General features: G+C 43.1%; 34 protein-coding genes and 3 pseudogenes. 27 read left to right on the plus strand and 10 right to left on the minus strand.

What is annotated here, in order from left to right; all coding sequences use genetic code 11:
- Positions 1 to 504 precede the first annotated feature (504 nt).
- The 6 genes from HXY43_RS25215 to HXY43_RS25240 all read left to right on the plus strand — a co-directional run bounded on the left by HXY43_RS25215 (position 505) and on the right by HXY43_RS25240 (position 5,493).
- A complete protein-coding gene (locus HXY43_RS25215) occupies positions 505 to 2,151 on the plus strand; it encodes a hypothetical protein (protein ID WP_290889487.1) in 1,647 nt (548 codons plus the stop codon).
- Between the two features lie 8 nt (positions 2,152 to 2,159).
- On the plus strand, positions 2,160 to 2,432 hold the full coding sequence (locus tag HXY43_RS25220; protein WP_290889490.1) for a hypothetical protein: 273 nt from the start codon (positions 2,160 to 2,162) through the stop codon (positions 2,430 to 2,432).
- Positions 2,433 to 2,434: 2 nt separating this feature from the next.
- Entirely contained in the window at positions 2,435 to 2,893 is a 459-nt protein-coding gene (locus HXY43_RS25225; protein ID WP_290889493.1) for a type II toxin-antitoxin system VapC family toxin, read from the plus strand.
- A 289-nt stretch (positions 2,894 to 3,182) separates the two neighbouring features.
- Positions 3,183 to 3,917 (plus strand): hypothetical protein, encoded by a 735-nt coding sequence (locus HXY43_RS25230; protein ID WP_290889497.1) that lies wholly within the window; start codon positions 3,183 to 3,185, stop codon positions 3,915 to 3,917.
- Between the two features lie 102 nt (positions 3,918 to 4,019).
- Positions 4,020 to 4,340 carry a hypothetical protein gene (locus HXY43_RS25235; protein WP_290889500.1) on the plus strand — a complete coding sequence of 107 codons (321 nt, stop codon included), beginning with the start codon at positions 4,020 to 4,022 and terminating at the stop codon, positions 4,338 to 4,340.
- Positions 4,327 to 5,493 (plus strand): DUF6745 domain-containing protein, encoded by a 1,167-nt coding sequence (locus HXY43_RS25240; protein WP_290889503.1) that lies wholly within the window; start codon positions 4,327 to 4,329, stop codon positions 5,491 to 5,493. The genes HXY43_RS25235 and HXY43_RS25240 overlap by 14 nt, the downstream gene beginning before the upstream one ends.
- A 198-nt stretch (positions 5,494 to 5,691) precedes the next feature.
- Here the strand turns inward: HXY43_RS25240 and HXY43_RS25245 are convergent, their stop codons facing one another.
- Positions 5,692 to 6,069 (minus strand): transposase, encoded by a 378-nt coding sequence (locus HXY43_RS25245; RefSeq protein WP_290889506.1) that lies wholly within the window; start codon positions 6,067 to 6,069, stop codon positions 5,692 to 5,694.
- Positions 6,070 to 6,213: 144 nt separating this feature from the next.
- A complete protein-coding gene (locus tag HXY43_RS25250; RefSeq protein ID WP_290889508.1) occupies positions 6,214 to 6,612 on the minus strand; it encodes an IS630 transposase-related protein in 399 nt (132 codons plus the stop codon).
- 453 nt (positions 6,613 to 7,065) lie between these two features.
- Here HXY43_RS25250 and HXY43_RS25255 point away from each other — a divergent pair, with 453 nt between their 5' ends.
- The 3 genes from HXY43_RS25255 (at position 7,066) to HXY43_RS25265 (ending at position 8,241) form a co-directional block, all read left to right on the plus strand.
- Entirely contained in the window at positions 7,066 to 7,509 is a 444-nt protein-coding gene (locus HXY43_RS25255) for a hypothetical protein (protein ID WP_290889510.1), read from the plus strand.
- A 95-nt stretch (positions 7,510 to 7,604) separates the two neighbouring features.
- Entirely contained in the window at positions 7,605 to 7,820 is a 216-nt protein-coding gene (locus HXY43_RS25260; protein WP_290889512.1) for a hypothetical protein, read from the plus strand.
- Entirely contained in the window at positions 7,813 to 8,241 is a 429-nt protein-coding gene (locus tag HXY43_RS25265; RefSeq protein WP_290889514.1) for an aspartyl protease family protein, read from the plus strand. Before HXY43_RS25260 ends, HXY43_RS25265 begins: the two co-directional genes overlap by 8 nt.
- Positions 8,242 to 8,356: 115 nt before the next feature.
- Here the strand turns inward: HXY43_RS25265 and HXY43_RS25270 are convergent, their stop codons facing one another.
- Positions 8,357 to 8,824: a helix-turn-helix domain-containing protein gene (locus HXY43_RS25270; protein WP_290889517.1), complete on the minus strand. Its 468-nt coding sequence runs from the start codon at positions 8,822 to 8,824 to the stop codon at positions 8,357 to 8,359.
- Positions 8,825 to 8,871: 47 nt separating this feature from the next.
- Here HXY43_RS25270 and HXY43_RS25275 point away from each other — a divergent pair, with 47 nt between their 5' ends.
- The 9 genes and pseudogenes from HXY43_RS25275 to HXY43_RS25315 all read left to right on the plus strand — a co-directional run bounded on the left by HXY43_RS25275 (position 8,872) and on the right by HXY43_RS25315 (position 12,997).
- Positions 8,872 to 9,018: a hypothetical protein gene (locus tag HXY43_RS25275; protein WP_290889520.1), complete on the plus strand. Its 147-nt coding sequence runs from the start codon at positions 8,872 to 8,874 to the stop codon at positions 9,016 to 9,018.
- A gap of 32 nt (positions 9,019 to 9,050) precedes the next feature.
- Positions 9,051 to 9,410, plus strand: a complete 360-nt coding sequence (locus tag HXY43_RS25280; RefSeq protein ID WP_290889523.1) for a nuclear transport factor 2 family protein — start codon at positions 9,051 to 9,053, stop codon at positions 9,408 to 9,410.
- Positions 9,411 to 9,447: 37 nt separating this feature from the next.
- Positions 9,448 to 9,672: a hypothetical protein gene (locus HXY43_RS25285; protein ID WP_290889526.1), complete on the plus strand. Its 225-nt coding sequence runs from the start codon at positions 9,448 to 9,450 to the stop codon at positions 9,670 to 9,672.
- A 120-nt stretch (positions 9,673 to 9,792) separates the two neighbouring features.
- Positions 9,793 to 10,212 (plus strand): nuclear transport factor 2 family protein, encoded by a 420-nt coding sequence (locus HXY43_RS25290; RefSeq protein ID WP_290889528.1) that lies wholly within the window; start codon positions 9,793 to 9,795, stop codon positions 10,210 to 10,212.
- 270 nt (positions 10,213 to 10,482) lie between these two features.
- Positions 10,483 to 11,319, plus strand: a complete 837-nt coding sequence (locus HXY43_RS25295) for a PhzF family phenazine biosynthesis isomerase (protein WP_290889531.1) — start codon at positions 10,483 to 10,485, stop codon at positions 11,317 to 11,319.
- Between the two features lie 145 nt (positions 11,320 to 11,464).
- Positions 11,465 to 11,683 carry a hypothetical protein gene (locus tag HXY43_RS25300; RefSeq protein WP_290889534.1) on the plus strand — a complete coding sequence of 73 codons (219 nt, stop codon included), beginning with the start codon at positions 11,465 to 11,467 and terminating at the stop codon, positions 11,681 to 11,683.
- Complete coding sequence (locus HXY43_RS25305) at positions 11,680 to 11,949, plus strand: hypothetical protein (RefSeq protein ID WP_290889537.1); 270 nt, start codon at positions 11,680 to 11,682, stop codon at positions 11,947 to 11,949. The genes HXY43_RS25300 and HXY43_RS25305 overlap by 4 nt, the downstream gene beginning before the upstream one ends.
- A gap of 117 nt (positions 11,950 to 12,066) precedes the next feature.
- Positions 12,067 to 12,708 (plus strand): annotated as a pseudogene (locus HXY43_RS25310) (FMN-dependent NADH-azoreductase).
- Between the two features lie 7 nt (positions 12,709 to 12,715).
- Complete coding sequence (locus HXY43_RS25315; RefSeq protein ID WP_290889540.1) at positions 12,716 to 12,997, plus strand: hypothetical protein; 282 nt, start codon at positions 12,716 to 12,718, stop codon at positions 12,995 to 12,997.
- 48 nt (positions 12,998 to 13,045) lie between these two features.
- Here the strand turns inward: HXY43_RS25315 and HXY43_RS25320 are convergent, their stop codons facing one another.
- Complete coding sequence (locus HXY43_RS25320) at positions 13,046 to 13,270, minus strand: hypothetical protein (protein ID WP_290889543.1); 225 nt, start codon at positions 13,268 to 13,270, stop codon at positions 13,046 to 13,048.
- A 109-nt stretch (positions 13,271 to 13,379) separates the two neighbouring features.
- Here HXY43_RS25320 and HXY43_RS25325 point away from each other — a divergent pair, with 109 nt between their 5' ends.
- The 3 genes and pseudogenes from HXY43_RS25325 to HXY43_RS27010 all read left to right on the plus strand — a co-directional run.
- Complete coding sequence (locus HXY43_RS25325) at positions 13,380 to 13,508, plus strand: hypothetical protein (RefSeq protein ID WP_290889546.1); 129 nt, start codon at positions 13,380 to 13,382, stop codon at positions 13,506 to 13,508.
- 163 nt (positions 13,509 to 13,671) lie between these two features.
- Positions 13,672 to 13,827 carry a type II toxin-antitoxin system HicB family antitoxin gene (locus tag HXY43_RS25330; protein WP_290889549.1) on the plus strand — a complete coding sequence of 52 codons (156 nt, stop codon included), beginning with the start codon at positions 13,672 to 13,674 and terminating at the stop codon, positions 13,825 to 13,827.
- 190 nt (positions 13,828 to 14,017) lie between these two features.
- A pseudogene (locus tag HXY43_RS27010) lies at positions 14,018 to 14,143 on the plus strand (hypothetical protein); the annotation flags it as partial.
- Here the strand turns inward: HXY43_RS27010 and HXY43_RS25340 are convergent.
- Both HXY43_RS25340 and HXY43_RS25345 read right to left on the minus strand, forming a co-directional pair.
- Positions 14,143 to 14,472, minus strand: a complete 330-nt coding sequence (locus tag HXY43_RS25340) for a helix-turn-helix domain-containing protein (protein WP_290889552.1) — start codon at positions 14,470 to 14,472, stop codon at positions 14,143 to 14,145. The pseudogene HXY43_RS27010 and the gene HXY43_RS25340 sit on opposite strands and share 1 nt — an antisense overlap.
- Positions 14,456 to 14,764, minus strand: a complete 309-nt coding sequence (locus HXY43_RS25345) for a type II toxin-antitoxin system RelE/ParE family toxin (protein ID WP_290889555.1) — start codon at positions 14,762 to 14,764, stop codon at positions 14,456 to 14,458. The genes HXY43_RS25340 and HXY43_RS25345 overlap by 17 nt, the downstream gene beginning before the upstream one ends.
- 154 nt (positions 14,765 to 14,918) lie before the next feature.
- On the opposite strand from HXY43_RS25345, the gene HXY43_RS25350 reads away from it, so the two are divergent.
- The 6 genes from HXY43_RS25350 to HXY43_RS25375 all read left to right on the plus strand — a co-directional run bounded on the left by HXY43_RS25350 (position 14,919) and on the right by HXY43_RS25375 (position 17,452).
- Positions 14,919 to 15,119: a hypothetical protein gene (locus HXY43_RS25350; protein ID WP_290889558.1), complete on the plus strand. Its 201-nt coding sequence runs from the start codon at positions 14,919 to 14,921 to the stop codon at positions 15,117 to 15,119.
- Positions 15,119 to 15,379, plus strand: a complete 261-nt coding sequence (locus HXY43_RS25355) for a hypothetical protein (RefSeq protein ID WP_290889561.1) — start codon at positions 15,119 to 15,121, stop codon at positions 15,377 to 15,379. Before HXY43_RS25350 ends, HXY43_RS25355 begins: the two co-directional genes overlap by 1 nt.
- Positions 15,380 to 15,705: 326 nt before the next feature.
- Positions 15,706 to 16,269, plus strand: coding sequence for a Uma2 family endonuclease (locus HXY43_RS25360; RefSeq protein ID WP_290889563.1), 564 nt, complete (start codon positions 15,706 to 15,708; stop codon positions 16,267 to 16,269).
- A gap of 128 nt (positions 16,270 to 16,397) precedes the next feature.
- Positions 16,398 to 16,628 carry a hypothetical protein gene (locus HXY43_RS25365; RefSeq protein ID WP_026732318.1) on the plus strand — a complete coding sequence of 77 codons (231 nt, stop codon included), beginning with the start codon at positions 16,398 to 16,400 and terminating at the stop codon, positions 16,626 to 16,628.
- Positions 16,625 to 17,032, plus strand: coding sequence for a PIN domain-containing protein (locus HXY43_RS25370; RefSeq protein WP_290889567.1), 408 nt, complete (start codon positions 16,625 to 16,627; stop codon positions 17,030 to 17,032). Before HXY43_RS25365 ends, HXY43_RS25370 begins: the two co-directional genes overlap by 4 nt.
- 225 nt (positions 17,033 to 17,257) lie before the next feature.
- Positions 17,258 to 17,452 carry a hypothetical protein gene (locus HXY43_RS25375; RefSeq protein WP_290889570.1) on the plus strand — a complete coding sequence of 65 codons (195 nt, stop codon included), beginning with the start codon at positions 17,258 to 17,260 and terminating at the stop codon, positions 17,450 to 17,452.
- 332 nt (positions 17,453 to 17,784) lie between these two features.
- Here the strand turns inward: HXY43_RS25375 and proB are convergent, their stop codons facing one another.
- The 4 genes and pseudogenes from proB to HXY43_RS25395 form a co-directional block, all read right to left on the minus strand.
- On the minus strand, positions 17,785 to 18,906 hold the full coding sequence (proB, locus tag HXY43_RS25380; RefSeq protein WP_290889573.1) for a glutamate 5-kinase: 1,122 nt from the start codon (positions 18,904 to 18,906) through the stop codon (positions 17,785 to 17,787).
- Between the two features lie 138 nt (positions 18,907 to 19,044).
- Positions 19,045 to 19,533 (minus strand): annotated as a pseudogene (locus tag HXY43_RS25385) (TetR/AcrR family transcriptional regulator); the annotation flags it as partial.
- Positions 19,534 to 19,599: 66 nt separating this feature from the next.
- Positions 19,600 to 20,625, minus strand: coding sequence for an ABC transporter permease (locus tag HXY43_RS25390; RefSeq protein WP_290889576.1), 1,026 nt, complete (start codon positions 20,623 to 20,625; stop codon positions 19,600 to 19,602).
- Positions 20,626 to 20,725: 100 nt separating this feature from the next.
- Positions 20,726 to 22,363, minus strand: a complete 1,638-nt coding sequence (locus tag HXY43_RS25395; protein ID WP_290889579.1) for an ABC transporter substrate-binding protein — start codon at positions 22,361 to 22,363, stop codon at positions 20,726 to 20,728.
- Positions 22,364 to 22,365: the final 2 nt, after the last annotated feature.

The following is a 22,365-nucleotide window of genomic DNA, read 5'->3' on the forward strand; positions in this document are numbered from 1 at the left end:
ACAAACAGTTGAAGAATTGGCTAGATGATGGCGCAGTATAACAACCCCAATGCAGCGGACGGACGAAAACCGCTGGTGTTGAGTTTGAGGCTATCTGCCGCCGCTGATTGGGAACGTTAGCTGGCTCCGCATCGGGTCTTTGCGCTTGTCCTTCCAGGTTATCGGTCAGCCCGAAAGCACCCAGGAAATGGTCGGTTGAGGCAGTGGTTTGAGGGTTATCTGTGGTAGCGAAAGCGCCCAGCAGTCACGAGGGGCGATCGGTAGTTCCGAAAACACTCAGGAGGCGATCGGCGAGGTGTAGTTGAGGGGCGATCAGTGCGTGCTCCAGCTAACACAGCAGTGCAGCGGATTGAGGGGCACGGCTGGTGCTGAGTTTAAGTTACTCTGCAACCGCTGACTTTTGCCGTTAGGTGGTTTTGAAACTCCCACCTGGTGGACTGTAGCTGCTTGATTGCATAGTAGGTAGAATGGTTTTAGGCGATCAGGATTGAATATCACATCGGTATGGATAGTAGCGAGCTACAGAAAAGGCACTTTGCTGCTCTTAGAGAGAAATATCGAGTAGGTCAGTATAAAAGTGCTAGTTCTGATAGCTTCTTATATCTGATACTAAGAAAAGCTGAACTAGGTATTCAGATCACAAGTTTAGAGTTGCAATGGTTGAAACAGAATTCCCTTTTCAAAACCATTGAGATTATTTCCTTGCAGCAGTACCAGGTAGATGACCTCAAAAGACTAGAAGTTGAATTTTTGAACCTGCGACATAAGTACAAAGTTCCAGAGACTTTAGATCTCTCAATTGCAAGCCCAGTTTATTTAATACTTTGGAAATTAGAGGTTGGAGATTTTCCCCTAGACTCAGAACTTGAGTTGCTAGATAGCTACGACCTTACAGAAACAACTAGCTTGATTCAAGATATCCTACATTTCTCAAAATTAAAAACTAGCTATAAAGCAATCAGACATCTAGACCTCTTTCCTGAAGAGCCTCTCTACGCAATTCTGAAAAAACTGGATGCAAGAGAACCATTATCTGATGTTGAGGTTAACTGGCTCTTGGAGGGTGATTTTGAGGAAACACTACAAATTCATTGGCAACAAGAGGATGAGAGGAAAGCTATAGCTGAATTTTCGGACTTGAAGGTGAGATATCGCATTGCTTCTTTTTCAGAAGCATCTATTTCTAGCCCACTCTACAGCATTTTAAAGAGACTAGAAGAAAAGCAAGATCTTAAGAATAGTGAATGTGAATGGCTTGAACAACAGAAGCTAACTCAGTTAGTTGCGATTGATCGGAATCGTAAAGATGTAAGGTTATTCAAAGAACTCAAAGCCAAATATCAAGCGACTCAATATAAAAGTTCTGAACCTTCTAGTAGATTATTTCTGATTCTCAAAAACATAGAATCTGAAATAACTGAGGATGACATTCATTGGTTGATCAATGAAAAACTGCTTAAAGCAGCAGAGATTGCTAAAGAAACCCATTTTAGGATACTGAAAGCAAAATATCAGATTGTGGGGCAATTAGCAGCCGATCCATTTTATGAAATTATGCTCAAGCTTGAGCGAGGGGAACGACTCGATCCCAAACAAGTCATTCAACTTATTGAAGAAGGTCGCCTTTCTCGACATGGAAAAATAGCAACCGCCTATTATAGGCTAGAAGCAATGTTTTATGAAAAAGAATATCAACGAACTGGCAATAGATGGAACTTACCCAGTGCAAGTAGTAACTGGCGTAAAGCAGATGAACCTGAAAATGCGCTAAAAGTTACGGAGAATGTGAATTGGAGCAAGATTCAAGAATCTGATCTGAAAGCTGCTTTGTTAGTTACAAGAGGCGCAGCATTTCGAGATCTTAGTCGGCTAGATGAAGCAGAAAACTGTGCAGTCCAAGCGATGGAATGTCAACCTGAGAGCCACCAGCCTTACACCTTAATGGGGGCGATTCATTACGACCGATGTGAATATTCAGAGGGTGATAAGTGGTTTGAGATGGCAGCCGAACGTGGAGCAGATGATACAGATGATGAAATTGAAAGAATTGTCAGAATGACAAAAGATAAAGATAAACGTAGAGAAGTTACAGAATATCTTCTCAATAAAGATCCGGTTCGTTATGGTTGGGCAAGTTCATATCTTAAGTAGGAGAAAATATGGAAACATTGATTGCAGAAATTGTGCGAAAGCTCCAGTCTCTCTCTGAGATTAAAGTTCTGGAAGTCCTAGATTTTGTTGATTTTTTGGCTTGGGATAAAAAGCAATTAGTTTCGCGACCATTAAGCAATGATCTTCTTCAAGAAAATGAAGAATTTGAGTCGATTGCTGATCGTCTAGCTGATGAATTCCAAATGTATGTTGGAGCTACTACACCTGCTCTATCGGATTATGCTGTGAGTCGAGCAGGAATTTACGAGGAGCATCCTTAATTATGCTTTACCTCGTAGACACAAATGTGCTATTGCGGTTCGTGGATCGCTCTCATTCCTTGCACTCTCTAATCAGAATCGCTGTCCGAACGCTGCGTCAAGATGGATATCAACTACGAGTCACTGCTCAAAATTGCATTGAGTTTTGGAATGTTGCTACTCGTCCACTTGAGAGAAATGGGTTTGGATTAACTCCGCCTGAAACTGAACGGCTGTTGCAACTAGTTGAGCGTCTCTTTCCAGTCCTGCCTGATAGTTCCGAGGTTTACAAAGAATGGCGCAGGTTAGTTGTTATTTTCGGTGTTTCAGGGGTTCAGGTTCATGATGTTCGACTAGTTGCATCAATGAGAGTCAATGGTATATCGCACATTCTCACCTTGAACGTAGAGGACTTTAAACGATATATCTCCGAAGGAATTAAGGCTGTTGCACCGGGAGATGTCGGTGGGGGAACCACCTAACACTGCGTTGGTACGGACGGTACAGAGGTTATCGGTGAGAGTTCAAGGTTATCTGCCGCCGCACAACTTAGCCGTTATGCAGCATCAATAGCGCATTGTCCAGGGAAAACGTCTAAACATATAGAAGCTAATTATTAAGTTGCAATCACAATTCACGTCTGGTTAAGCGCAGTTCGTTATGAGAACAATAATTAACAGGGTTACTCAAGTCGCGCGACTACTGATTTACTCATCAGCAGTCTTGTGTTATCTACTTTTAGCTAGTTTGTTGATTTCTGAGCAACCTTTTGTGAACCAAGATGTAAACCCTTGGACTCATCAACTTGCTTATCTGTGTTTTTTTCTGGCGTTTGTTTTATCTTTTCTGCCAGTCTATGTTGATCCTTGTTCCAAAATTAGGATTAAATACATTGATGATAATAATTTTTCAATTTGCACTGCCTTAGCCACAGGGCTAATCCTGAAATCTTCATCTCTACAGAGTTATTTTCAATCTGGTAGGCAATCTTGGAATTCTTCTGCACCTCACTTTATCTACGACAACATTTTTATAATTCCTTTGATGTTACTCGTTTCATTCGTCAGTTTTCTGATTTTAGTTTTTCTACTAGATTGCATCCTCATAAAATTTATCCTCATAAAATTGTTTAAGAGAGAGTTTATTCGACCACTGTATTGCAAAGATTGCAATATACCCATGAGAAAAATTAATTCACCGCTTTCATTTCTCAACTGGCAGGAACAAGTTGCAGCGAAAATAAAAAGTATTCGATTTGAAGCATGGTACTGTTCTCTGTGCAACTCAGCCGTCAATCGGGACTCTATTCATTTACGCGCTTACGTCAATACAGATGAAAAATTTAAAGAATGTCCAGACTGTCAAGAGCTTACCATGGTGGAAGTATATTCAAAAGTTACTAAAGAGATAAAACCGAATACAGATGGTCAACGCTTGGTCATTCATAAATGCCAATGCTGTTTTAGAGAGGAAACAAAGGTTGAAGTAATTCCTAACGGTTATTAAGTTACATCGGAAGGATGAGAAATTTAACTTGCAACCCTACTTAATACGCAGCAACTCAATTGTTTTTCTATCAAATAAATATGTTATCTGACGGAGGCAACCATGCAATTACTCAATTTCAGACAAGGTGACGTTCTACTTCAGTCATGTCCAGAAATGCTGCCACCCGAAAAGACTAAACTGCCCCATCTAGTTTTGGCAGAAGGTGAAGTTACTGGACATAAGCATCAAATTACAGATGGACAAGCAGAACTGTATAGATTTGATCAAGACGGGACGCTTTTTCTACAAGTGCAATCAGAAACTGCAACCCTAACCCACGATGAACACAAGCCGATTCAAATTCCTCAAGGAACTTGGATGATCCGCATCCAACGAGAATACGAGCCAGAACGGGAAGGATGGCGACATGTTACAGATTGATATAACACCTGAACGTGAAGCGCAGATTTCAGCCTGTTTAGAAAAATGGCAACAGACTCTATCAACTCCTATTGATCGCGATAAAGCTATAGCAACACTCACTGATTTATATCAAATGGCTGGATATGTAGCACCTGAAGTGGTATTTGTTGATAGTCCTTTAGCCTTATCGCATCTCAATAGATTGGGATCTCCCTACGATCTTCAAAAGCAATTGGATTCTCTTAATGACATACTTCTCGATCAACTAGTTAAAAAGCTTTACATTCCTGGAGGTAGGCACTGGCTCAGTATTGTTCCTCCTTGCATATCTTTTGTAAAGTATTTTTCAAGCAGGTTAGTCTCCCGTTGGTATACAGAAGACCAAACCTATGCTCACGAGGAATTTGGCGATCCCTATCCTGAAGGAGGAGGCGGATATTATTATGTCGAGCAAACTCCACTGGAAAAGTTACAGAGTATTATCTCATCCTCTTTCACCGGAACATGTCACAACTCCACTAGTCATGCTGCCATGTATGACAGTGCTGCAGCCATGGGGGTTGAGTTTGAGCCTGAATCCTTTCAAATTTTCTTGAATGCTGCAATGTATTTAGGACATTTAGTTCCTTATCAAGAAATTTGTTTTGTCAGTGATCGCCCTCAAATTAAATTCGATCGCCAGGGTAGACTTCATGCTGAAGGAGAGCCTTGTATTGTCTTCCCTGACGGTTTTGTGGGGGGCTATTTCTATCACGGCACCAGGTTGCCAGACAGAGTACATGGGAGAAGTGCATCGTACATGGGAGAAGTGCATCCGCGCCAATGGAAAGCAGAATGGGTTCTTAAAGAACGAAATGCTGAACTGCGGCGAATTTTGATTCAAGAAATTGGGTATGCACGACTTTGTCAAGAGCTTCAAGCAGAGGAGTTAGATTCATGGCGTGAATATACACTACTCAGGCTACCAGTTTATGATGACTTTACTACATCGGTTCAGACGAGAGTGCCGTCAACTGAAGAAACTGATGCGATGTATTTATTGAAGATGACTTGTCCCAGCACGAATTTTGTTCACATTCTAAGAGTTCCACCGAGTATGCAATCGGCGAGGGAAGCAGCCACTTGGGTAAACTGGGGTAGCGATCCAGAATGGTTTGCTGTAGAAACTTGATAGCTTATGTAGTTCTGAGGAGTTACATGCTGCATAACAATATGCCCTGAGTCCGACGCAGTCAAGAGGATTACTTTCCAATTTCTTTTTCGTGTTTTCTTTATAGAGAATCACGACACAAGCATTTCAGGATTGAGTAGAAAATAGGCTCAATCCTGATTGATAAAAGCATCATTTCTCATGCTGTTTGCTATAGCACTACGCAAAAATGTTAGGACAATTTTTGAAAGCTGCATCTACACATTCTCTGACTGTTTCAAATTCAGGTAGCATTTGTTTCATCCACGTTTTTAAAACTGACCACCAGTTTTCAATCTTGTTTAAATCAGGCGAATAAGCGGGCAAATACCAGATTTCACATCCAGCATTTTCAACGATTTCTCTGATGCTTTCTCCCTTATGAAAAGTGGCATTATCAACAATAATAATATCTCCTGGTTCCAATTGAGGAATCAAACTTTCGGATAACCAGGCTTCAAATAAATCTCGATTACAACAACCTTCAAAAGTTAAAGGAGCAAAGATCTTTCCCTCTTTTAAAGCACTAATCCAACTGGCTCTCTCTCTTTTTTCCACATTTTAGAGCGTAGCATCTTTCCCCTCTAGGACTATAACCATCTCTGATAATCATCCCTATTATCAAATCCCGCTTCATCTACATAAACTCTTCTTTTTTTCTCAATTTTTGAGAGTTTTTCTCTGAAAAATTCTCGTTCTGTTTCATTTCTTTCCTGATACCCGTAAGTTTTTTTTTCTGGTTACTCCTAATTTTTGGTAGTTATAACTGATATTTTGCTGACTGATATTATTCCCCCATACTTCAGCCATCTTTGTTTGAGTTTTATCCTGATTCTCTTTGATAAACAGCTTAAACTTTTCTTCATCTTCAATTTTACTATGCCTTCCTTGTTTATTAGCGATCGCTGCATAATCTCCTGTTTCTTTTTCTCTTTTTAACCATAAATCTAAAGTATTGCGACTAATTTTAAATAAACGACAGACATTTATTTTTTTGTGTTCTCTTTTGACTGCTTCAATCGCTTTTGTCCGTAAATCATAACTATAAGGTGCTGGCATATTTTTGGCGATTACTTGATCATTTTTAAACTTCTTTCCCATTATAAAATTGTCCTAACCAAAATGCGTAGTGCTATAAAACCAACTGCTGGCTACGGAAAATGCTCATCCTGTAGTTGTCCAGGGTTTTCTGGTTCTGGTTACACTTGTACCAGAGGTGGTTGTGGGCATCACTACGATTCACACTGGTAATTGGGCTACTCAAGAGTGAGCAGCATCTTCAAGCTTTACGAGGCAACTTAAACGCTTGGGTTTTCAGTATATGTATAAAGTTTGCTGCTCACTTGCATGAAGTGTTGCCGCATCAATCTGTTTTCCGAAATGAATCATTTTGATAGCCTTCTAGCATTGGAGAGTGTATTTGTGAGAACCTTCATTGATAAGCCTACTAATTCTAAATCAGACGAGCCAACTATACGAGCAACGAGGTGCTATCTAGAAATTGAATGGCCAGTTAATGAGTCACTATGCGCTATAATATATGCAATCCCTAGAATGGGAACCTCTGCCTATATTGCCGCTTGTTGGGAAACGGCTTTTGACGAACTTCTGCGAAATTTAGATTCTCACACTCTAGAGACAATAGTTGAAACTTGGCCTACTCTAGCGACATTGCTCTACAACGGGATCAATGACAAATATCGTGAAGGTGCATTGATTAGACTGGAAGATGCTGACTACGGCGAAATGAAATGGTTTGTTGCATCAGTAGCAGGCAATATCAGCTTTGACAGCGAGGATGATGTTTTCACTGATCGAACAGTGGACACAATCCAAGTTGTTATGGAAAAAAGTATGGAATTGATGATGGAACTTCAAGAAAGGAAACCCAGTATTATTCGTGCTGTTGGCCAAGGTATTATGGCTGGTCTTGGCGCAGTGGCTGTGGGTGCAATTGCAGTTGCTTTTGGTATAGATCCTGATGATTTGACAGGCTAGTCTTAGCATTGCTAAGCAATACGTATTGCTTTTATCAACTGGCTTTAAAGTGCCTTATGATGGGAATGAAGACCTAAGTCGCTGGAGTACTTTTCATGGTTTCGACAGAACTTATTTTAGCCTTGCGGGATCTTAACCGCGTGGATAAATTTTACATCATACAATTTTTAATCTCTGAGTTAGCCCAGCAAGAGACCAATTTAATTAAGTCTGGCTTATCCTATCCTGTGTGGTCACCCTATGACGCAACGGAAGCAGCAGATATGATGTTAAAGGTGCTACATGCTGCCAAAGCTCAAGACCATGAGTAATGCTGAACGATATCCATTTGTTTCTAATGACACTACATTAGGCGAAGCAGGTTTTCGTCCCTATTTGCCATTTACCTTGGTTCATCAACAGATTTCTGTCACAGCGTCCGGTTTGCTGGATACTGGCGCAAGTGTTAATGTATTGCCGTACTCGATAGGGGGCGAGCTTGGGTACGACTGGGAACGGCAAACAACAGCACTAAGCTTGACAGGGAATTTGGCTCAGTATGAGGCGCGTGTCGTTCTTGCTCAAGCCATTGTCGGGCAGTTTGAGCCTGTGCAATTGGTATTTGCTTGGACACAGGCTATGAATGTACCGCTTATCTTGGGGCAGGTAAACTTCTTTATGGAGTTTGATATTTGTTTCTACCGTTCACAGCTAGAGTTTGCAGTTAGCCCAAAATCTGCCGCCTCAGAATAAGTTAGTTGTAAGTTGTACTTGCCAGCCACCTAACACTGCGTTGGTGCGGACGGTACAGAGGTTATCGGTGAGAGCCAAAGTTTATCTGCCGCCGCTCAACTCAACCGTTAGGCTTCTAGTTCATCTGATCGGGAAATATGTCCTCTGCCACCAGCTTCATGATCTGATGCCAGGTCGCCTCACCTTCTCGCCCTACAATTTCAAATGCCTTGGCAAAACGTTGCCGTTGATCCCCAGATAATTCCTTCTCCAAACATAATCCTTCTTGAGTCAGCGACAATCGCTTGATCCGGCGATCCAGGGGATCAGCTTTCGATTCGATTAATCCTAATTCCGTCAGTTGCCGTAAGGGAACATTCAAAGACTGCTTGCTGACTCCCAGCATTGCCAGCAGTTCATTTACACTTAAGCCTGGATGACGGCCAATAAAATACAAAATCCGATGATGGACGCGCGAAAGCCCTCGCTCGGCAAGGATAGCATCTGGCTTCGCAATCACGGCGCGAAACGCGAAATGCAGCGCTTCTAAAGCTTTGTTGAGTTCTTGCTCACGCTGATTGTCCGGATTATTTAGGTCAGCCATATTGACATATTAAACGATACTGGGATAAACTCAATACGTCAACCTATATGACCTATTTCTTCTCCGTTGCCAGTCATGCTGTAAAGAGTTTAGAAGCTATGACCTTTGAATTGGATCATCTGTTTATCTGCACTGATGTTGGCGCAGATGCATTGAGCTTGGGTTTGATGGAGAAGCGCAAGGACAGCAAGTAGATTTTCGACACTAGCGATTTACAGGAGCAGCTATGCTAACTCAAGAACAGGCTCAACAGCTTGCCTATCAATGGGTTGAAGCTTGGAATTCTCATGATTTGGATGAAATTCTGGCTCACTATACTGAGGATGTGGTTTTGGTGTCACCTGTCGCGGCAAAGATCCTTGACGATCCATTGGGGACAGTCAACGGCAAAGAGGCACTACGGGATTATTTCAAAAAGGGGTTGGAGGTTTATCCTGACCTCAAGTTTGAGCTTATCGATGTGATGTGGGGACTCTTCAGCGTTGTTTTTTACTACATTAATCAAAAAGGCTCAAAGACAGGTGAATTCATGGAAGTAGGCTCAACAGGAAAAATTACAAAAGTAATCGCTAATTACAACGGGTAAAGCAAAGCATAACCCGCTCTATGTCCATAGTTGGTGGGTGACAAAACGATTTCTAACCAGCGCAATCAAGCCGCCAGAGGGTTATTCCGAAAACAGTCCAATCTTCAAAAGTGCGCTTCGCAGTTATCGAGTCCTTTGGCTCTGTCATCAGCGCCTGACTCCCAAATACCGTGAGTTCATCAACCAGGCGCGAAGTACAAAACAGGTTTATCACTTGCGATCGCCAAAACAGATTAAGCAATTTCTAGAGGGAATTCTCTGAGCCAACATTCAAAGCAAGCTCTAGACCAATCAGGAGGAGATCATTGCCTATCAAACGGGCTTTTCACTAGAAAACACCGAGCAGGGAATCGGTGTAGGCACATTGACAAGGCGATCGGTAATGAGGAGTGATATAAGTGTAGTCAAAACTGTAGTAGGAAATATGGATTCAGAAATTGAAACTCAAATTCGCGAGTGTGAAGCGCGGCTTTATACCGCAATGTCAGCCTCCGACGTATCTGAATTAGATGTACTCATTGCCGATGATCTGCTTTTCGCTGGACCAACTGGTGAACTGACAACTAAAGTGATAGATTTAGACTTACATCGTACTGGTGGTACTCAGTTTCACGAGTTTGTGCCTAAAGAGCTAGAGATACGAGTTTGGAGCGAACACTTTGTTCTTGCATCGGCTCACATTTTCTTGAGTGGCACGTATTTAGGGAATGCCTTCGCAGGTGATTACCGCTACATGAGAGTTTGGCGTAGAGGCAAAAGTGGTTGGCAAATCGTTGGTGGCAGCGTTACCGCAATGGTTTGAAGGTCTAAACTTTCTGAAACTTGCATAGTGGCGAACGTTAGGGTCGTTGAAAGCCATCAGTGTTGGTATCCAGCTAACAAATCGATGAAGCGGACGAGCGAGAAATTTTGGTCGTGCAGCCGAGACTATCTACCGCCGATTATATTGGTCGTTAGCAATCCACAGCGCTAACGCCCCTTCAGGGCGAAAGTAACTGGCTCTAGTCCGTAAGTATATGTGCTTATCAAAAATCTAGTTAATTAAAAGGCTGCTGTAAGGGGAGAAAAAATCATGAATTTAGGAAGTCTTTTTCGTCTATCAGCGTTTACAACAACCCTCAATGGGGGTAACCCTGCTGGGGTTTGGATCGGAGATACACTTCCAGATCCTGAAACCATGCAGCGTATTGCTGCCGAGGTTGGTTTCTCGGAAACCGCCTTCGTTGCTCCTGCTAGTGGATCTGACCGAATTGTTCGTTACTACAGCCCCGAGGTGGAAGTTTCATTTTGTGGACATGCCACTATTGCTACTGGAGTGGTACTAGGCGAGAATGATGGAGAAGGCACTTACCAGTTGGCGACATCCGTTGGGATAGTACCAGTTACCGTTCATCAGCGAGATGGTAAGTATGAAGCATCCCTAACCTCAGTTGAGCCAAGTTATGCACCCGCACCTCATGCGCTCGTCATCAAGGCTCTTTCCGCACTGGGTTGGATACAAGATGACCTTGACGGCTCCATTCCTCCTGCTCGTGCCTATGCCGGAGCATGGCATTTGGTGTTAGCTGTTGCTGAACAGCAATGCCTAGCAGAACTAAACTACGACTTCGAGACGCTCAAAGCTCTCATGCTGCGGGATAGTCTTACGACACTACAACTGATATGGCGAGAGAGTGCGACTGTCTTCCACTCTCGTAATCCTTTTCCAATCGGGGGAATTGTGGAAGATCCAGCGACTGGTTCTGCTGCCGCTGCGCTTGGAGGGTATTTGCGAGCAAGTGAACTTGTGACGGTACCAACAACTATCTTAATTCGACAGGGAGAAGCGATAGGTCGTCCTAGTCAAATTGTGGTACATATACCCGTCAGGGGTGGAATAGTTGTAACGGGCCAGGCAATTCATATTTGATGGCGAGAGAACACCGCATAACAGGTCGCGAAAGAGAAGGAGACATTGATGAGTGTCATATAGGAAAGACTTGAAATGAGCACAACTTCTATAGATCTTTCAATAAGCGATAATTCATTTATGCCTTCTATGTGAGGAACTAGACATGACTGAACTACTCGAACAAGCAATCGCCCGGTTGAAAACTTTACCTTCTAGTGAGCAGGATGCGATCGCTGCAATGATTTTGGAAGAGATAGAGGACGATCGCCGTTGGGACGAATCATTCTCTCGCTCACCGAATATTCTTGCAAAACTGGCTGCTTCTGCAATGGCTGAGTATCATGCAGGTCAAACTCAAGAACTTGACCCAGAGACACTGTGAAATCGCTCACTACTACTGAGTTCCGTAAATTATTCGCTGGTTTGCCTAAACAGGTTCAAGAGCAAACCCGTGCAGCATATCGTCAGTTCAAGGAAGACCCAAGCTATCCAAGTCTACGCTTCAAGAAGGTTCATCCGAAGTTACCGATTTACTCCGCCCGTATTAGCAAAAGTTATCGAGCAGTTGGGCAATTAGATGGAGATACAGTGATTTGGTTTTGGGTGGGTTCTCACGCAGAATACGACAGGTTGTTAGAGCAGTTGTAGCAGCACGGCATAACAACCCCAATGCACACCGACCGCCGAGAGGTTATCTGTGAGCATTCGAGGTTATCTGCGGCGGGTGATTGGGAACGTTATACTGCTCGCTGGACAAAAGCATGGTTGTTTGCACACCTATTACACATTGATTCAAGTCCACGAGATGAGCGCTCTCGATCGCGCAAATTCAGCCGAGAATTTGTTGAAGCCTGAAAACAGGCTCATCCAACAGATAGCGTTACCTATCGAGATATCGGTCGCAATCCCATTCCTCATCTGACTGAAACCGGGATTGCCGCCGCCTATACCCCATCAGAACAACGCACCCCTGAACTGTGGGAGGCGCTCCGCATTAGCGATCAACTGGTGGATGAACTGTTAGCGGCAGATATCTATGTCATCGGGGTTCCGATGTACAACTACAGCATACCCAGTGTACTTAAAGCCTATATTGACCAGATTGTGCGGATTGGACGCACCTTTGACTTTGTGCCAGAGCAGTCTGAGAACCCTTACAAACCATTGGTGTTAGGGAAGAAAATGTTTGTCATCACAGCACGCGGTACTTCTGGCTATGGGTTGGGTGAGCGCTACGAAACACTGAATTATCAAGATCCTTACTTAAGAGCGATTTTTGGCTTGATTGGCATCACCGATATCGACTTTATCCATGTTGAGAATGAAGAATCAGGCGGTGCAGGTTTGACAGAATCGATCGCCAACGCTCGTACTCAAATCGCTCAACTGGTTGGACAAGGTGGATAAAGTGACTATGACAAGCTCTACATTATTCTTCGTGCTAAAACTTTTTGCAGCACTCGGTTGTGGATTGATCGCTGGAGTGTTCTTTGCCTTCTCAACCTTCGTGATGAGCGCCTTGGCTCGACTTCAGCCAGCACAGGGCATTGCCGCCTTCCAGTCCATCAATATCACGGTTTACAATCCATGGTTTATGGGGACTTTTTTGGGAACAGCCGTGGCTTGCCTCTTTCTGGCTGTCTCCTCGCTGTTAAAGTGGCAGCAACCCGGTGCTGCTTATCATTGCAGCGGATGATCGCGCGATCCTGGGGCTTAAGTTAAACTCTATTTATCGCCGCTGAACTCAGTCGTTAGGCGCCTTGGCACGTTGGTGTTGGTAATGTCTGCGCGGGCTACTCCTCGGTTCGAGAGAAGTGGCGGCGGTAATACTCTCTGGTTGAGGCAGATCGGTGTTGAGTTGAGTGCGATTTGTGAGGGCGATCGGTCTTGCCCGTTTTAGCTCTGGGGTGAGGGCATCGGCGTAATATTGTAGAGGGTGCGATCGGTGAGTGTAAGTCTGCAAAGGCATAGCCTGTCCAAGTCTGAGCCATTGTGCCTAACCAATCATTGCAGCGGACGATCGCGCGATCCTAGGGCTTAAGTTAAACTCTATTTATCGCCGCTGAACTCAGTCGTTAATGGCCGAGGATTTGCCAAAGCTAGACTACAACTTGTTATCGCAGCAATACGCGATCGCTCACATACAAATACCAACTTCTGCCCAAAGAGCAAGGGAGAAAACTGTCTATAAGCGATCGCCTAATTGAAAACCCCAAGCACTAGTGAGAAGAATGCGAACTGCATCAGACTGATGGGCGATCGCTCACATCTAAATACTAGCTTCTGCCCAAAGAGCAAGAGGAGGAAACGGGTAATTACACAACTACACTAAACTAAAATGTATACAGCACAATATGTCGAGCATAGGTTATGAAAATAAAAGCTATTATTTGGCAGGAGGATGGTGTCTGGTGTGGTTCTGTACCTGCTCTCCCAAGATGCCACACTTGGGGAGATAGCTACGAACATCTCTTGGAGATGTTGCAAGATGCAATTCAGGGTTGGTTGGAAGTTGCTAGTGAGTGAGGGGAGAAAATAGTCTTTTAGCGATCGCTTTTGAAAGCGTGAGGTTATCGGTTGAGTTTCAGAGGTGACTTGCGGTGGCTGACCTTTGCCGTTAATTACTGAGGGTTTGCCAAAATTAGACTACAGCTTACGATCGCAGCAATGCGCGATCGCTCATAAAGAAGTCCAGATACTAGCAAACTGTCTTTTAGCGATCGCCTCTGACTTAAATGTACCCTTACAACAGATGAGGCAAATTACCGAAAAGTTGAAAAAGGCGAATTTGAAAAAATACGTCACTGAAACTGTTGGGGAACCGACACTGCGCGACATCCTCTAGACACTAACAACTCTTGTCTGAGCTTGAGAGTTTGATTGAGGTTTGGGAATGACGCGAATTTCCACATCACTCCCCAGTGCGTTTAAAAATCGAAAGAGGCGTTCGGTTGAAAATCCGGAAAGCTTTCCACGCAGTAAAGCAGAGATTTTGGGTTGATCGATTCCGAGCAGTTTTGCCGCTTCGGTTTGAGTCAGGTTTCTCGCAGCGATCAGGTCACTGATTTGTCGAACGAGTTCCGCTTTAATCAACAACTCGTCGGAAGTCGCGAGTCCTAGATCTGCAAAAATATTACCACTGCTTGATTGCACCTTAATTTCTTTGCTCATTTTTGTCTTCCTCTAGACGCTGCTTATAGTACTGTTCGTAATGTTCTTTGGCGCGTTTGAGTCGAGCTTCAATCAGTTCAATATCTTGCTTGGGAGTCGCAATTCCACGCTTAGATTTCTTCTGAAAGGCGTGCAACACATACACAACTCCTTCAAATTTGACAACGAATCTATATAAACAAGTGAAGTGCGATCGCTCATAATAAAGTCCAGATACTAGCGTCTGCTGAAAGAGCAAGGAGAGCAAACTGTTTTTTAGCGATCGCTCCTTTAAAACCGTGAGGTTATCCATTACGGGATAATTGCGAGGGTGTAGGGCGATCGCTTGCTAGCCAGTAAAATTAAAAGAGTTATAAAAAGCGCTATTTGTAATAGCAATCACATAACCGCATTGCAGTTGACACAAAGCTATAATTTGCTCAAGAGCAAAGAGGTAAATTATTGATATGTCAACCCTAGAAGAAATTGAAGCGGCGATTCTAACACTTCCGTCACAGGATTTCGAGCGTCTAAGGCAGTGGTTTTTTGACTTGGATTATCAGCGTTGGGATGAACAGCTAGAGCAAGACATTGCAGATGGTAAGTTAGAAGCCTTAGCTCAAGAGGCGATCGCTGAATTCGAGTCAGGGCAGTGTCGAGAAATTTAATGCACTACACGACACGGCGATTTTGGAAATGCTACAACACTTTACCTGAAAACGTACAGCAAACTGCCGATCAATGCTATGAGTTGCTTAAAGCTGATCCATCTCATCCATCGTTGCACTTCAAAAAGATTGGTAACAAGTATTGGTCAGTTCGGGCAGGTCTAGATTATCGGGCTTTAGGTGTTGAAGTAGAAGATGGCATTTCTTGGTTTTGGATTGGGACTCATGCAGAGTACGACAAGCTAATCGGCAAGTTGTAGCGTGGTATAAAAACGCGGCGCAACTGACCGTATTGAGGTTATCGGTTGAGTTTCAGAGGTGACTTGCGGTGGCTGACCTTTGCCGTTAATTACTGAGGGTTTGCCAAAACTAGGCTACAGCTTATGTCACAGCAATGCGCGATCGCTCATAAACAAGTCCAGATACTAGTGTCTACTAAGAGCAAGGGGAGCAAACTGCCTGTGAGCGATTACCCAATTGAGAAGTCTAGGCGCTACTAAGCGATCCGGTAGGGCAATTTTGATTGAGTTTTCTAGCTAAGATAGAGATTGGAATTTGCTCTGGCAGACTTGGAGGCAAGCGCAAAATGGTACAAGTACCATCTAAAATGCTGACATTAGAAGAGTTTCTGCAACTACCAGAAACAAAACCTGCTAGTGAGTACATTGATGGTCAAATTATCCAGAAGCCCATGCCCCAAGGGAAACATAGTACAATTCAAGGAGAATTTATATCTACCATCAATGGTGTAGTAAAGCCTAATCGTATCGCTCGTGCGTTTCCTGAGTTGCGTTGTACTTTTGGTGGTCGTTCAATTGTACCTGACATCGCGGTTTTTATTTGGAGTAGGATTCCCCGTGATGAGAATGGGGAGGTTGCCAATACATTTTCCATGGCTCCAGATTGGACAATTGAAATTTTGTCTCCCGATCAAAACCAGACAAAAGTGACGAAAAATATTCTTCATTGTCTAAAGTATGGAACTCAAATGGGTTGGCTAATTGATCCGAATGAGCAAACTGTGTTTATTTATCGTCCCAAACAAGAAACTGAAGTGTTTGATGAGCCAGATGCACTTCTTCCTATGCCATCGTTTGCGGGTGAGTTACACCTTACAATTAAGGATTTGCTTGCTTGGTTGTTAGAGTAAATTGTGAGTAGTCGCCAGCCACCTAACACTGGATTGTAAAGGACATTCTCTTGTGAATAAAACTAGGCTACAGATGAGCGATCGCTCATATTAGAATCTAGATACCAGCGATCGTTGGAGTAGTTTTCATGTCATTGCAAAAGTTGAAAGAGCAAGCCCGTAACTTATCGGTGAGCGATCGCCTCGCATTAGTCAGTGACATCATTGAATCCCTAAAAGGCAATCTAAACCTACAACCAAATCGAAAGACTCTGATTAATCAGATGCGTGGTTTGCTAAAAACAGACCAGCCGCCACCCACTGACGCTCAGATCGAGGCAATGCTGGAAGAGTATCGAGTGGAGAAGTATCTCAAGTGAGAGTTCTCATCGATACCAACATTGTTCTTGATTTCTTGCTAGAGCGGGAGCCATTTTTGTCGGATGCAGAAGCCTTGTTTCAAGCGATCGGTGCTGGACAAGTTGTAGGTTATGTCACTGCAACAACGCTAACGGATATTTTCTACATAGCCAAAAGGCAAACCCAAAGTCTCGAACGAGCAAGGCAGACAATCTCTATCATACTGGCAGTTATGGAGGTTTGCCCTGTTGATCGCACTGTTTTGGAAGTTGCTTTAACGTCAGGTTTAGCAGATTTTGAAGACGCTGTACAAATTGCTTGTGCAATTGCTCAAGGTTTAGATGCAATTGTTACCCGCGATCGTGATTTTTCAAGTGCAACTATGCCCGTGTTATCTGTTAATCAGCTACTGAAACAGTTGTAGTAAATTAATGTTTCTCAGCGATCGCAGTAATGCGCGATCGCTCACATACAAATACTAAATTCTGCCCAAAGAGCAAGGGAGAAAACTGTCTATAAGCGATCACTTTTGAAGGCGTCTGTAGGGCGATCGCTAAATTGCATCAAAGTAAACAAAGAACTTTGTTGTTATCAACTCTGATAGAGAGTTAATAATAACGATCGCCCAAATAAGGAGGAGAGGTGTGACATGACAATTACTCTAAATCACACCATAGTGCCTGCCCATGACTGGATTTGTCCTCCAGAATTCTCCTCTGAAATTGCTAAAGCAATTCCCAACGCCGACTTAAGAATCTTTGAAAATAGCGGTCACTTGATTCGGGCAGATGAAAAAGAAGCGCTTCTAGATGCGATCGCTGGTTTCTTGGTCTACAAACGTTAATTTATATCTATCTTGAAAATAGGGGAAAGGGGAGCGTAAGCGCCCTTGGAGGTTCCACGCCACGTGCTTTATGCCGGGAAACCCGTCCACCGCAGTGGCTCCTCCGTTGTAGCGACTGGCGTGAAAGGTTAAGGGGGAAAGGAAAGATTTATTTTCATCCGTTTGGTGTGTGATGAAATCGCATGGACGTCTAACTTGAAAATAGGGATTGGGGATTGAGAATCGGGGAAGAGATTTTCATTCCCTCGTTGTGTGATTCGCCTATGCAACAAACTCTCGTTACCAGATTCAACCTGGTAACGAGAAAGAGCGCACAACTCCGAGGAATGAGCTTAAGTAGTCAAAACCAAATTATCTCGGTGAATCACTGTTTCCGCCGTTTCTCCACTTTCATATCCCAAAATCACTGCAATTTCGCTCGAACGACACCCGCGAATTTTTTGCAGTTCAGCACTGGTGTAGTTTACAAGTCCTCTAGCAATTTCTTTACCTCTTGGATCGCATAATAGCACGGCTTCTTGGGTATCAAATTCGCCTTCCACAGCGGTAATGCCAGCAGCTAATAAAGATTTGCCTGCTTGCGAAATTGCTACCACTGCTCCTTCATCTAAATATAATTTGCCAGTAGGAAGTAGACCGTAAGCTATCCAGCGTTTGCGAGCTGAGGTTGGCTCCGGTTGTGGTTCAAAGTGAGTGCCAAGTAGTTCTCCATGTAATATTTTTTCTATATTTTTGGGATATTTACCTTCGGTAATTACGGTGCGAACACCAGCAGCAATGGCAATTCGTGCGGCAGAAATTTTTGTCACCATACCACCCGTACCCCATTGGGAACCTTGAGTGCCTGTTTGCACCTGTAATTCTTCTAATTCCTTGAGATTGCTAACTAATGCGATCGGCTGGGCATCCGGTACGGAACGGGGATCGGCTGAGTAAAGTCTATCTACGTCGGTAAGTAAAAACAGCCAATCTGCATGTACTAAACTAGCAACTAAAGCCGAAAGAGTGTCATTGTCTCCAAATTTTAATTCCTCCACTGCTACGGTATCATTTTCATTCACCACAGGAATTACCCCTAGTTCCAGTAATTCCTTAAAGGTTTTGTAGACATTCAGATAGCGACTGCGCTGTACTAAGTCGCTGCGGGTAAGCAATACTTGAGCTATAGGTTGTTGTAAGGTATTAAATAAATCATCATATACACGGATTAAACGCCCTTGTCCAACTGCTGCCACTGCTTGTTTGAGGGCGATCGCCTTTGGTCTTTCGCCTAAACCTAGGCGCGCACAACCCACTCCAACAGCACCAGAAGAAACCAAAATCATCCGATGTCCCTGTTGTTGTAAACGCGAGAGTGTTTCTGCTAAGGTTGCAATCGTAGAAATTGCCAATTTTCCTGTTTCTGGTTGAGTAAGACTAGAAGTCCCGATTTTAACAACAATCGTTTTAGTCATTGGTCATTTGTCATTCGTTAGTAGTTAGTAGTTAGTGGTTAGTGGCGTAACAAGTCAAAAAGATTCTTAGTTGGGAATTTTGAATTTTAAATTTTGAATTATTTTCTCCCCATCTCCCCATCTCCCACTCCCCCACTCTCACGCTCGCACTCCTGCCAAGATTAAATTAATTGCTTCTTGGGTGTATTTCTCAATCATTTCTGGACTCAACCTATCCACATTTGGGGTAAGATGCTTGATGTTTTCGTGAGCATTAAAGTATAAAGTACAGATGCCACTAATCTGTATGCATACCAAAAAAGGGTCTAGTTGACGAAATTTTCTCTCTGCTATACCCCGTTCTAATATTTTGATGACATGGGCGAAGGTTTCTTGCCAGTTGCCCAATTTAAAATACTTGCCCTGATTTTGATTGGCTTCCTGAAACCAAAGCATCCCTCGATGAGGATGGGCCGCTTCGTAGGCGATCGCAGCTCGAATCATAGTCTTTAGAGCTTCTTCTGGTGGTAAAGTATCCAAATTTAGTTGTTGCAGTGCGTCATGCAACTCAGTCGCAGGACGTTGCAACACAGTTTTATACAGTCCTTCCTTGTTCTCAAAATAGTAATGGATCATCGCTGTAGTAATCCATTCTGGCTTTCATCGATAACGCTGCGTTTTACCGCCTCGATCGCTTTTTGACGTAGGTCATAACTAGTAACGAATTCGTGGGTCTACGTAGGCGTTGAAAATATCAATTAAAATGCTTGCCCCAACTACAATAGCTCCAAAAAATACCATGATTCCTTGGACTGTAGGATAATCTCGCTCCGAAATTCCTTGATATAGTCTATTTGCCAATCCAGGCCACGAAAATGTGACTTCGGTTAAAATTGCTCCTCCCAATAGAGAGGCAAATGTCAATCCTAGGACGGTAATCACTGGAATTAGAGCATTTTTTAAGGCATGAGAAAATAAAATTGTTTTTTCAGGAATACCTCTAGCTCTAGCAGCCTCTACATAATCTGCTTGCATTGTTTGCTTTAAATTCACACGCACAATTCGCTCAAAAATACCACTGAGCAAGATTCCCAAAGTACAACAAGGTAGAATGAGATATTGTGCAGCAGTGAAAAACTGAGTAAAGTTGCCTCTTAAGAGACTATCGATTGTATACAAACCAGTGATAGCTTCTGGGGCTGGTAGTGTTGCAGGATAACGCGTTCCCAAGGGCAACCAATCAAGCTGAACAGCGAAAATCAATTGTAGTACCATTCCTGCCCAAAACATGGGTAGTGAGTAGGTGACGATTCCAAACAATCTTCCCCCTACATCTACAGCGGTACCAGGACGGGAAGCAGAAATAATACCAACAGCAATACCAACAACTAGAGCGATCGCGATACTATATATAGCTAACTCTGCTGTCGCTGGGAAATATTGCCAAATGATATCCCAAACTTGTTGTCCCCGACTGGCAATAGATTTGCCCATATCGAAGCGTAGCAAGTTGCCCATGTAATTTAAGTACTGCAACCATAAAGGCAAGTTTAAACCGAGTTGTTTTCGCAATTCTTCCTTAGCGCTTTCTGGCGCACGCGCACCCAAAATTGCGTCAACTGGATCTCCAGGTGTTGCTCTCAGCAACAGAAACACGATGGTAATGATAGTTAACAACTGGAGTGGAGCTAACAGCAAACGGGCTGTAATGTAATAAGTTATAGCTTTGGAACGGGACATAGTCAATTAGTCATTGGTTATTGGTCATTGGTCATTGGTTATTAGTCATTGGTCATTAGTTATTGGTAAAGACAAATGACAAATGACAAAGGACAAATGACTATTTCTTGATGTTTTTATATATCAAATTTTGAGTGGGATCTAGTTGCACGCCGCTAATACCTGTTTGAGCAAATACATAATCTTTACTTTGCCATAAGGGAACGTAAGGTACATCCCGCGCCAATATGTCTTGAATTTCTGCAAAGATTTTTTTGCGTGCTTCGGGGTTTTGTTCTTGTCGCTGCTTGTCAATCAATTGATTCATTTGCTGACTATAGTAAAAAGAACCTTGAGATTGACTTCCTCCATCTTCGCATCCTTTTTCAGATGAGCCTTTGTCACAAGCTAAAAACGGCTGAATGTAATTGTCTGCGTCCAAAAAATCAGGATACCAATCTAGTAAGAATGTTGGATATAAGCCCTTAGCAATGTTTTTAAAAGCAGTGGTGGATTCTACAGTATTAACTTCAAATTGGAAAATGCCATCCATTGTTTTTTTAGCCAGGGCTTTGAGTACTATTGCTGCTAAACTCCGAGTCGGAGAACTAGAGGGATACCAAACCTCTACCTTGGCAGGATTGTCTTTGGAAAAACCAGCTTTAGTAAGCAGTTCTTTAGCTTTTTGAATGTTGCCATCACCGTATTGCTCTTTAAAAACTGGCTGGTAATCATTGAATGCTGTTGGTATCAAACTGTAAAGTGCTTCCGCTTGACCATACAACACTCGCTCGTATAATAATGGACGGTTAATCATTGCCGCGATCGCTTGTCTTACCGCTGAGTTATCCACAGGCTTTTGATTGCGGTTAATCACCAGATAACTGACAACATTACCCTGATTTGGAATCGCCTGCCAAGCACCTTTTTTTGCACTTGCTTCCAAGCTGCGAATTTGATCGGGATCCATACTTAGGTAAGCTACGTCTACAGCTTTTTTGCGGAAGGCATTATATAAATTCACCCCACTGCTAAGAATTTGTACATTGATGCCGTTGTTTGCTGGCTTTTCTCCCCAATATTGCTCAAATACATCAAATCGTAACGAGTCAGGGCCAAATTTCGCCAATTTATAAGGGCCAGTACCGATAAAATTATTTGGGTTAAATTTTCCTTCGCCAATTTCATAAGCTTTGGGCGACACGGGACAGACACCACTAAATGCCAGCAGTGCCGGAAACGCCGCAAATGGCTTTTTCAGCTTTATAGTTAACTCATACTCGCCCGTAGCTTTTGCTGATTCCACCACATCCCCTAGCAGGAAAGCTGGTTTACCCTTGTTTTCAATAAAACGGCGGATACTAAACGCCATCGCTTCGGCGTTAAAGGGAGTTCCATCATGAAATACTATTCCTTGACGCAAGGGGATTGTGTAAGTCAGACCATCCTGACTAACTTGAGGTAATGTGGTAGCCAGCTGTGGTTTAATTACGGTATTTCCGCTTTCGTAGGTGTAGAGGCGATCGCTCATGTTATACACCAACCATAGTGACGCCAATTCATAAGCATCAGATGGATCGAGGGTACGCGGTTTTTGTGTCGTACCTATAGTAATGCGACCATTTCCAGAATCAGATGCTGGTGTATTTGTTTGTGGAAGATTCACACAACTAACAACCAAAAATAAACATAAACACAATACAGAAAGTAATTGTGTAATTTGCTCCCAGCGTCTTGCAGACAAGGAAAACCAGTTCATAG

It is taken from the genome of Fischerella sp. (assembly GCF_013388695.1).
GTDB lineage: Bacteria > Cyanobacteriota > Cyanobacteriia > Cyanobacteriales > Nostocaceae > PCC9605.

Excerpts from the sequence above, each read along its gene's own strand:
- HXY43_RS25295 (WP_290889531.1), top strand. The coding sequence starts at position 10,483 with ATGAATTTAGGAAGTCTTTTTCGTCTATCAGCGTTTACAACAACCCTC.
- HXY43_RS25390 (WP_290889576.1), bottom strand. The coding sequence starts at position 20,625 with ATGTCCCGTTCCAAAGCTATAACTTATTACATTACAGCCCGTTTGCTG.
- HXY43_RS25360 (WP_290889563.1), top strand. The coding sequence starts at position 15,706 with ATGGTACAAGTACCATCTAAAATGCTGACATTAGAAGAGTTTCTGCAA.
- HXY43_RS25315 (WP_290889540.1), top strand. The coding sequence starts at position 12,716 with ATGACAAGCTCTACATTATTCTTCGTGCTAAAACTTTTTGCAGCACTC.
- proB (WP_290889573.1), bottom strand. The coding sequence starts at position 18,906 with ATGACTAAAACGATTGTTGTTAAAATCGGGACTTCTAGTCTTACTCAA.
- HXY43_RS25220 (WP_290889490.1), top strand. The coding sequence starts at position 2,160 with ATGGAAACATTGATTGCAGAAATTGTGCGAAAGCTCCAGTCTCTCTCT.
- HXY43_RS25235 (WP_290889500.1), top strand. The coding sequence starts at position 4,020 with ATGCAATTACTCAATTTCAGACAAGGTGACGTTCTACTTCAGTCATGT.
- HXY43_RS25225 (WP_290889493.1), top strand. The coding sequence starts at position 2,435 with ATGCTTTACCTCGTAGACACAAATGTGCTATTGCGGTTCGTGGATCGC.
- HXY43_RS25275 (WP_290889520.1), top strand. The coding sequence starts at position 8,872 with ATGACCTATTTCTTCTCCGTTGCCAGTCATGCTGTAAAGAGTTTAGAA.
- HXY43_RS25340 (WP_290889552.1), bottom strand. The coding sequence starts at position 14,472 with ATGAGCAAAGAAATTAAGGTGCAATCAAGCAGTGGTAATATTTTTGCA.
- HXY43_RS25330 (WP_290889549.1), top strand. The coding sequence starts at position 13,672 with ATGAAAATAAAAGCTATTATTTGGCAGGAGGATGGTGTCTGGTGTGGT.
- HXY43_RS25255 (WP_290889510.1), top strand. The coding sequence starts at position 7,066 with ATGGGAACCTCTGCCTATATTGCCGCTTGTTGGGAAACGGCTTTTGAC.
- HXY43_RS25215 (WP_290889487.1), top strand. The coding sequence starts at position 505 with ATGGATAGTAGCGAGCTACAGAAAAGGCACTTTGCTGCTCTTAGAGAG.
- HXY43_RS25280 (WP_290889523.1), top strand. The coding sequence starts at position 9,051 with ATGCTAACTCAAGAACAGGCTCAACAGCTTGCCTATCAATGGGTTGAA.
- HXY43_RS25240 (WP_290889503.1), top strand. The coding sequence starts at position 4,327 with ATGTTACAGATTGATATAACACCTGAACGTGAAGCGCAGATTTCAGCC.
- HXY43_RS25320 (WP_290889543.1), bottom strand. The coding sequence starts at position 13,270 with ATGCCTTTGCAGACTTACACTCACCGATCGCACCCTCTACAATATTAC.
- HXY43_RS25290 (WP_290889528.1), top strand. The coding sequence starts at position 9,793 with ATGAGGAGTGATATAAGTGTAGTCAAAACTGTAGTAGGAAATATGGAT.
- HXY43_RS25325 (WP_290889546.1), top strand. The coding sequence starts at position 13,380 with ATGGCCGAGGATTTGCCAAAGCTAGACTACAACTTGTTATCGCAGCAA.
- HXY43_RS25375 (WP_290889570.1), top strand. The coding sequence starts at position 17,258 with ATGACAATTACTCTAAATCACACCATAGTGCCTGCCCATGACTGGATT.
- HXY43_RS25250 (WP_290889508.1), bottom strand. The coding sequence starts at position 6,612 with ATGGGAAAGAAGTTTAAAAATGATCAAGTAATCGCCAAAAATATGCCA.
- HXY43_RS25355 (WP_290889561.1), top strand. The coding sequence starts at position 15,119 with ATGCACTACACGACACGGCGATTTTGGAAATGCTACAACACTTTACCT.
- HXY43_RS25265 (WP_290889514.1), top strand. The coding sequence starts at position 7,813 with ATGAGTAATGCTGAACGATATCCATTTGTTTCTAATGACACTACATTA.
- HXY43_RS25365 (WP_026732318.1), top strand. The coding sequence starts at position 16,398 with ATGTCATTGCAAAAGTTGAAAGAGCAAGCCCGTAACTTATCGGTGAGC.
- HXY43_RS25260 (WP_290889512.1), top strand. The coding sequence starts at position 7,605 with ATGGTTTCGACAGAACTTATTTTAGCCTTGCGGGATCTTAACCGCGTG.
- HXY43_RS25350 (WP_290889558.1), top strand. The coding sequence starts at position 14,919 with ATGTCAACCCTAGAAGAAATTGAAGCGGCGATTCTAACACTTCCGTCA.
- HXY43_RS25300 (WP_290889534.1), top strand. The coding sequence starts at position 11,465 with ATGACTGAACTACTCGAACAAGCAATCGCCCGGTTGAAAACTTTACCT.
- HXY43_RS25395 (WP_290889579.1), bottom strand. The coding sequence starts at position 22,363 with ATGAACTGGTTTTCCTTGTCTGCAAGACGCTGGGAGCAAATTACACAA.
- HXY43_RS25270 (WP_290889517.1), bottom strand. The coding sequence starts at position 8,824 with ATGGCTGACCTAAATAATCCGGACAATCAGCGTGAGCAAGAACTCAAC.
- HXY43_RS25345 (WP_290889555.1), bottom strand. The coding sequence starts at position 14,764 with ATGGATAACCTCACGGTTTTAAAGGAGCGATCGCTAAAAAACAGTTTG.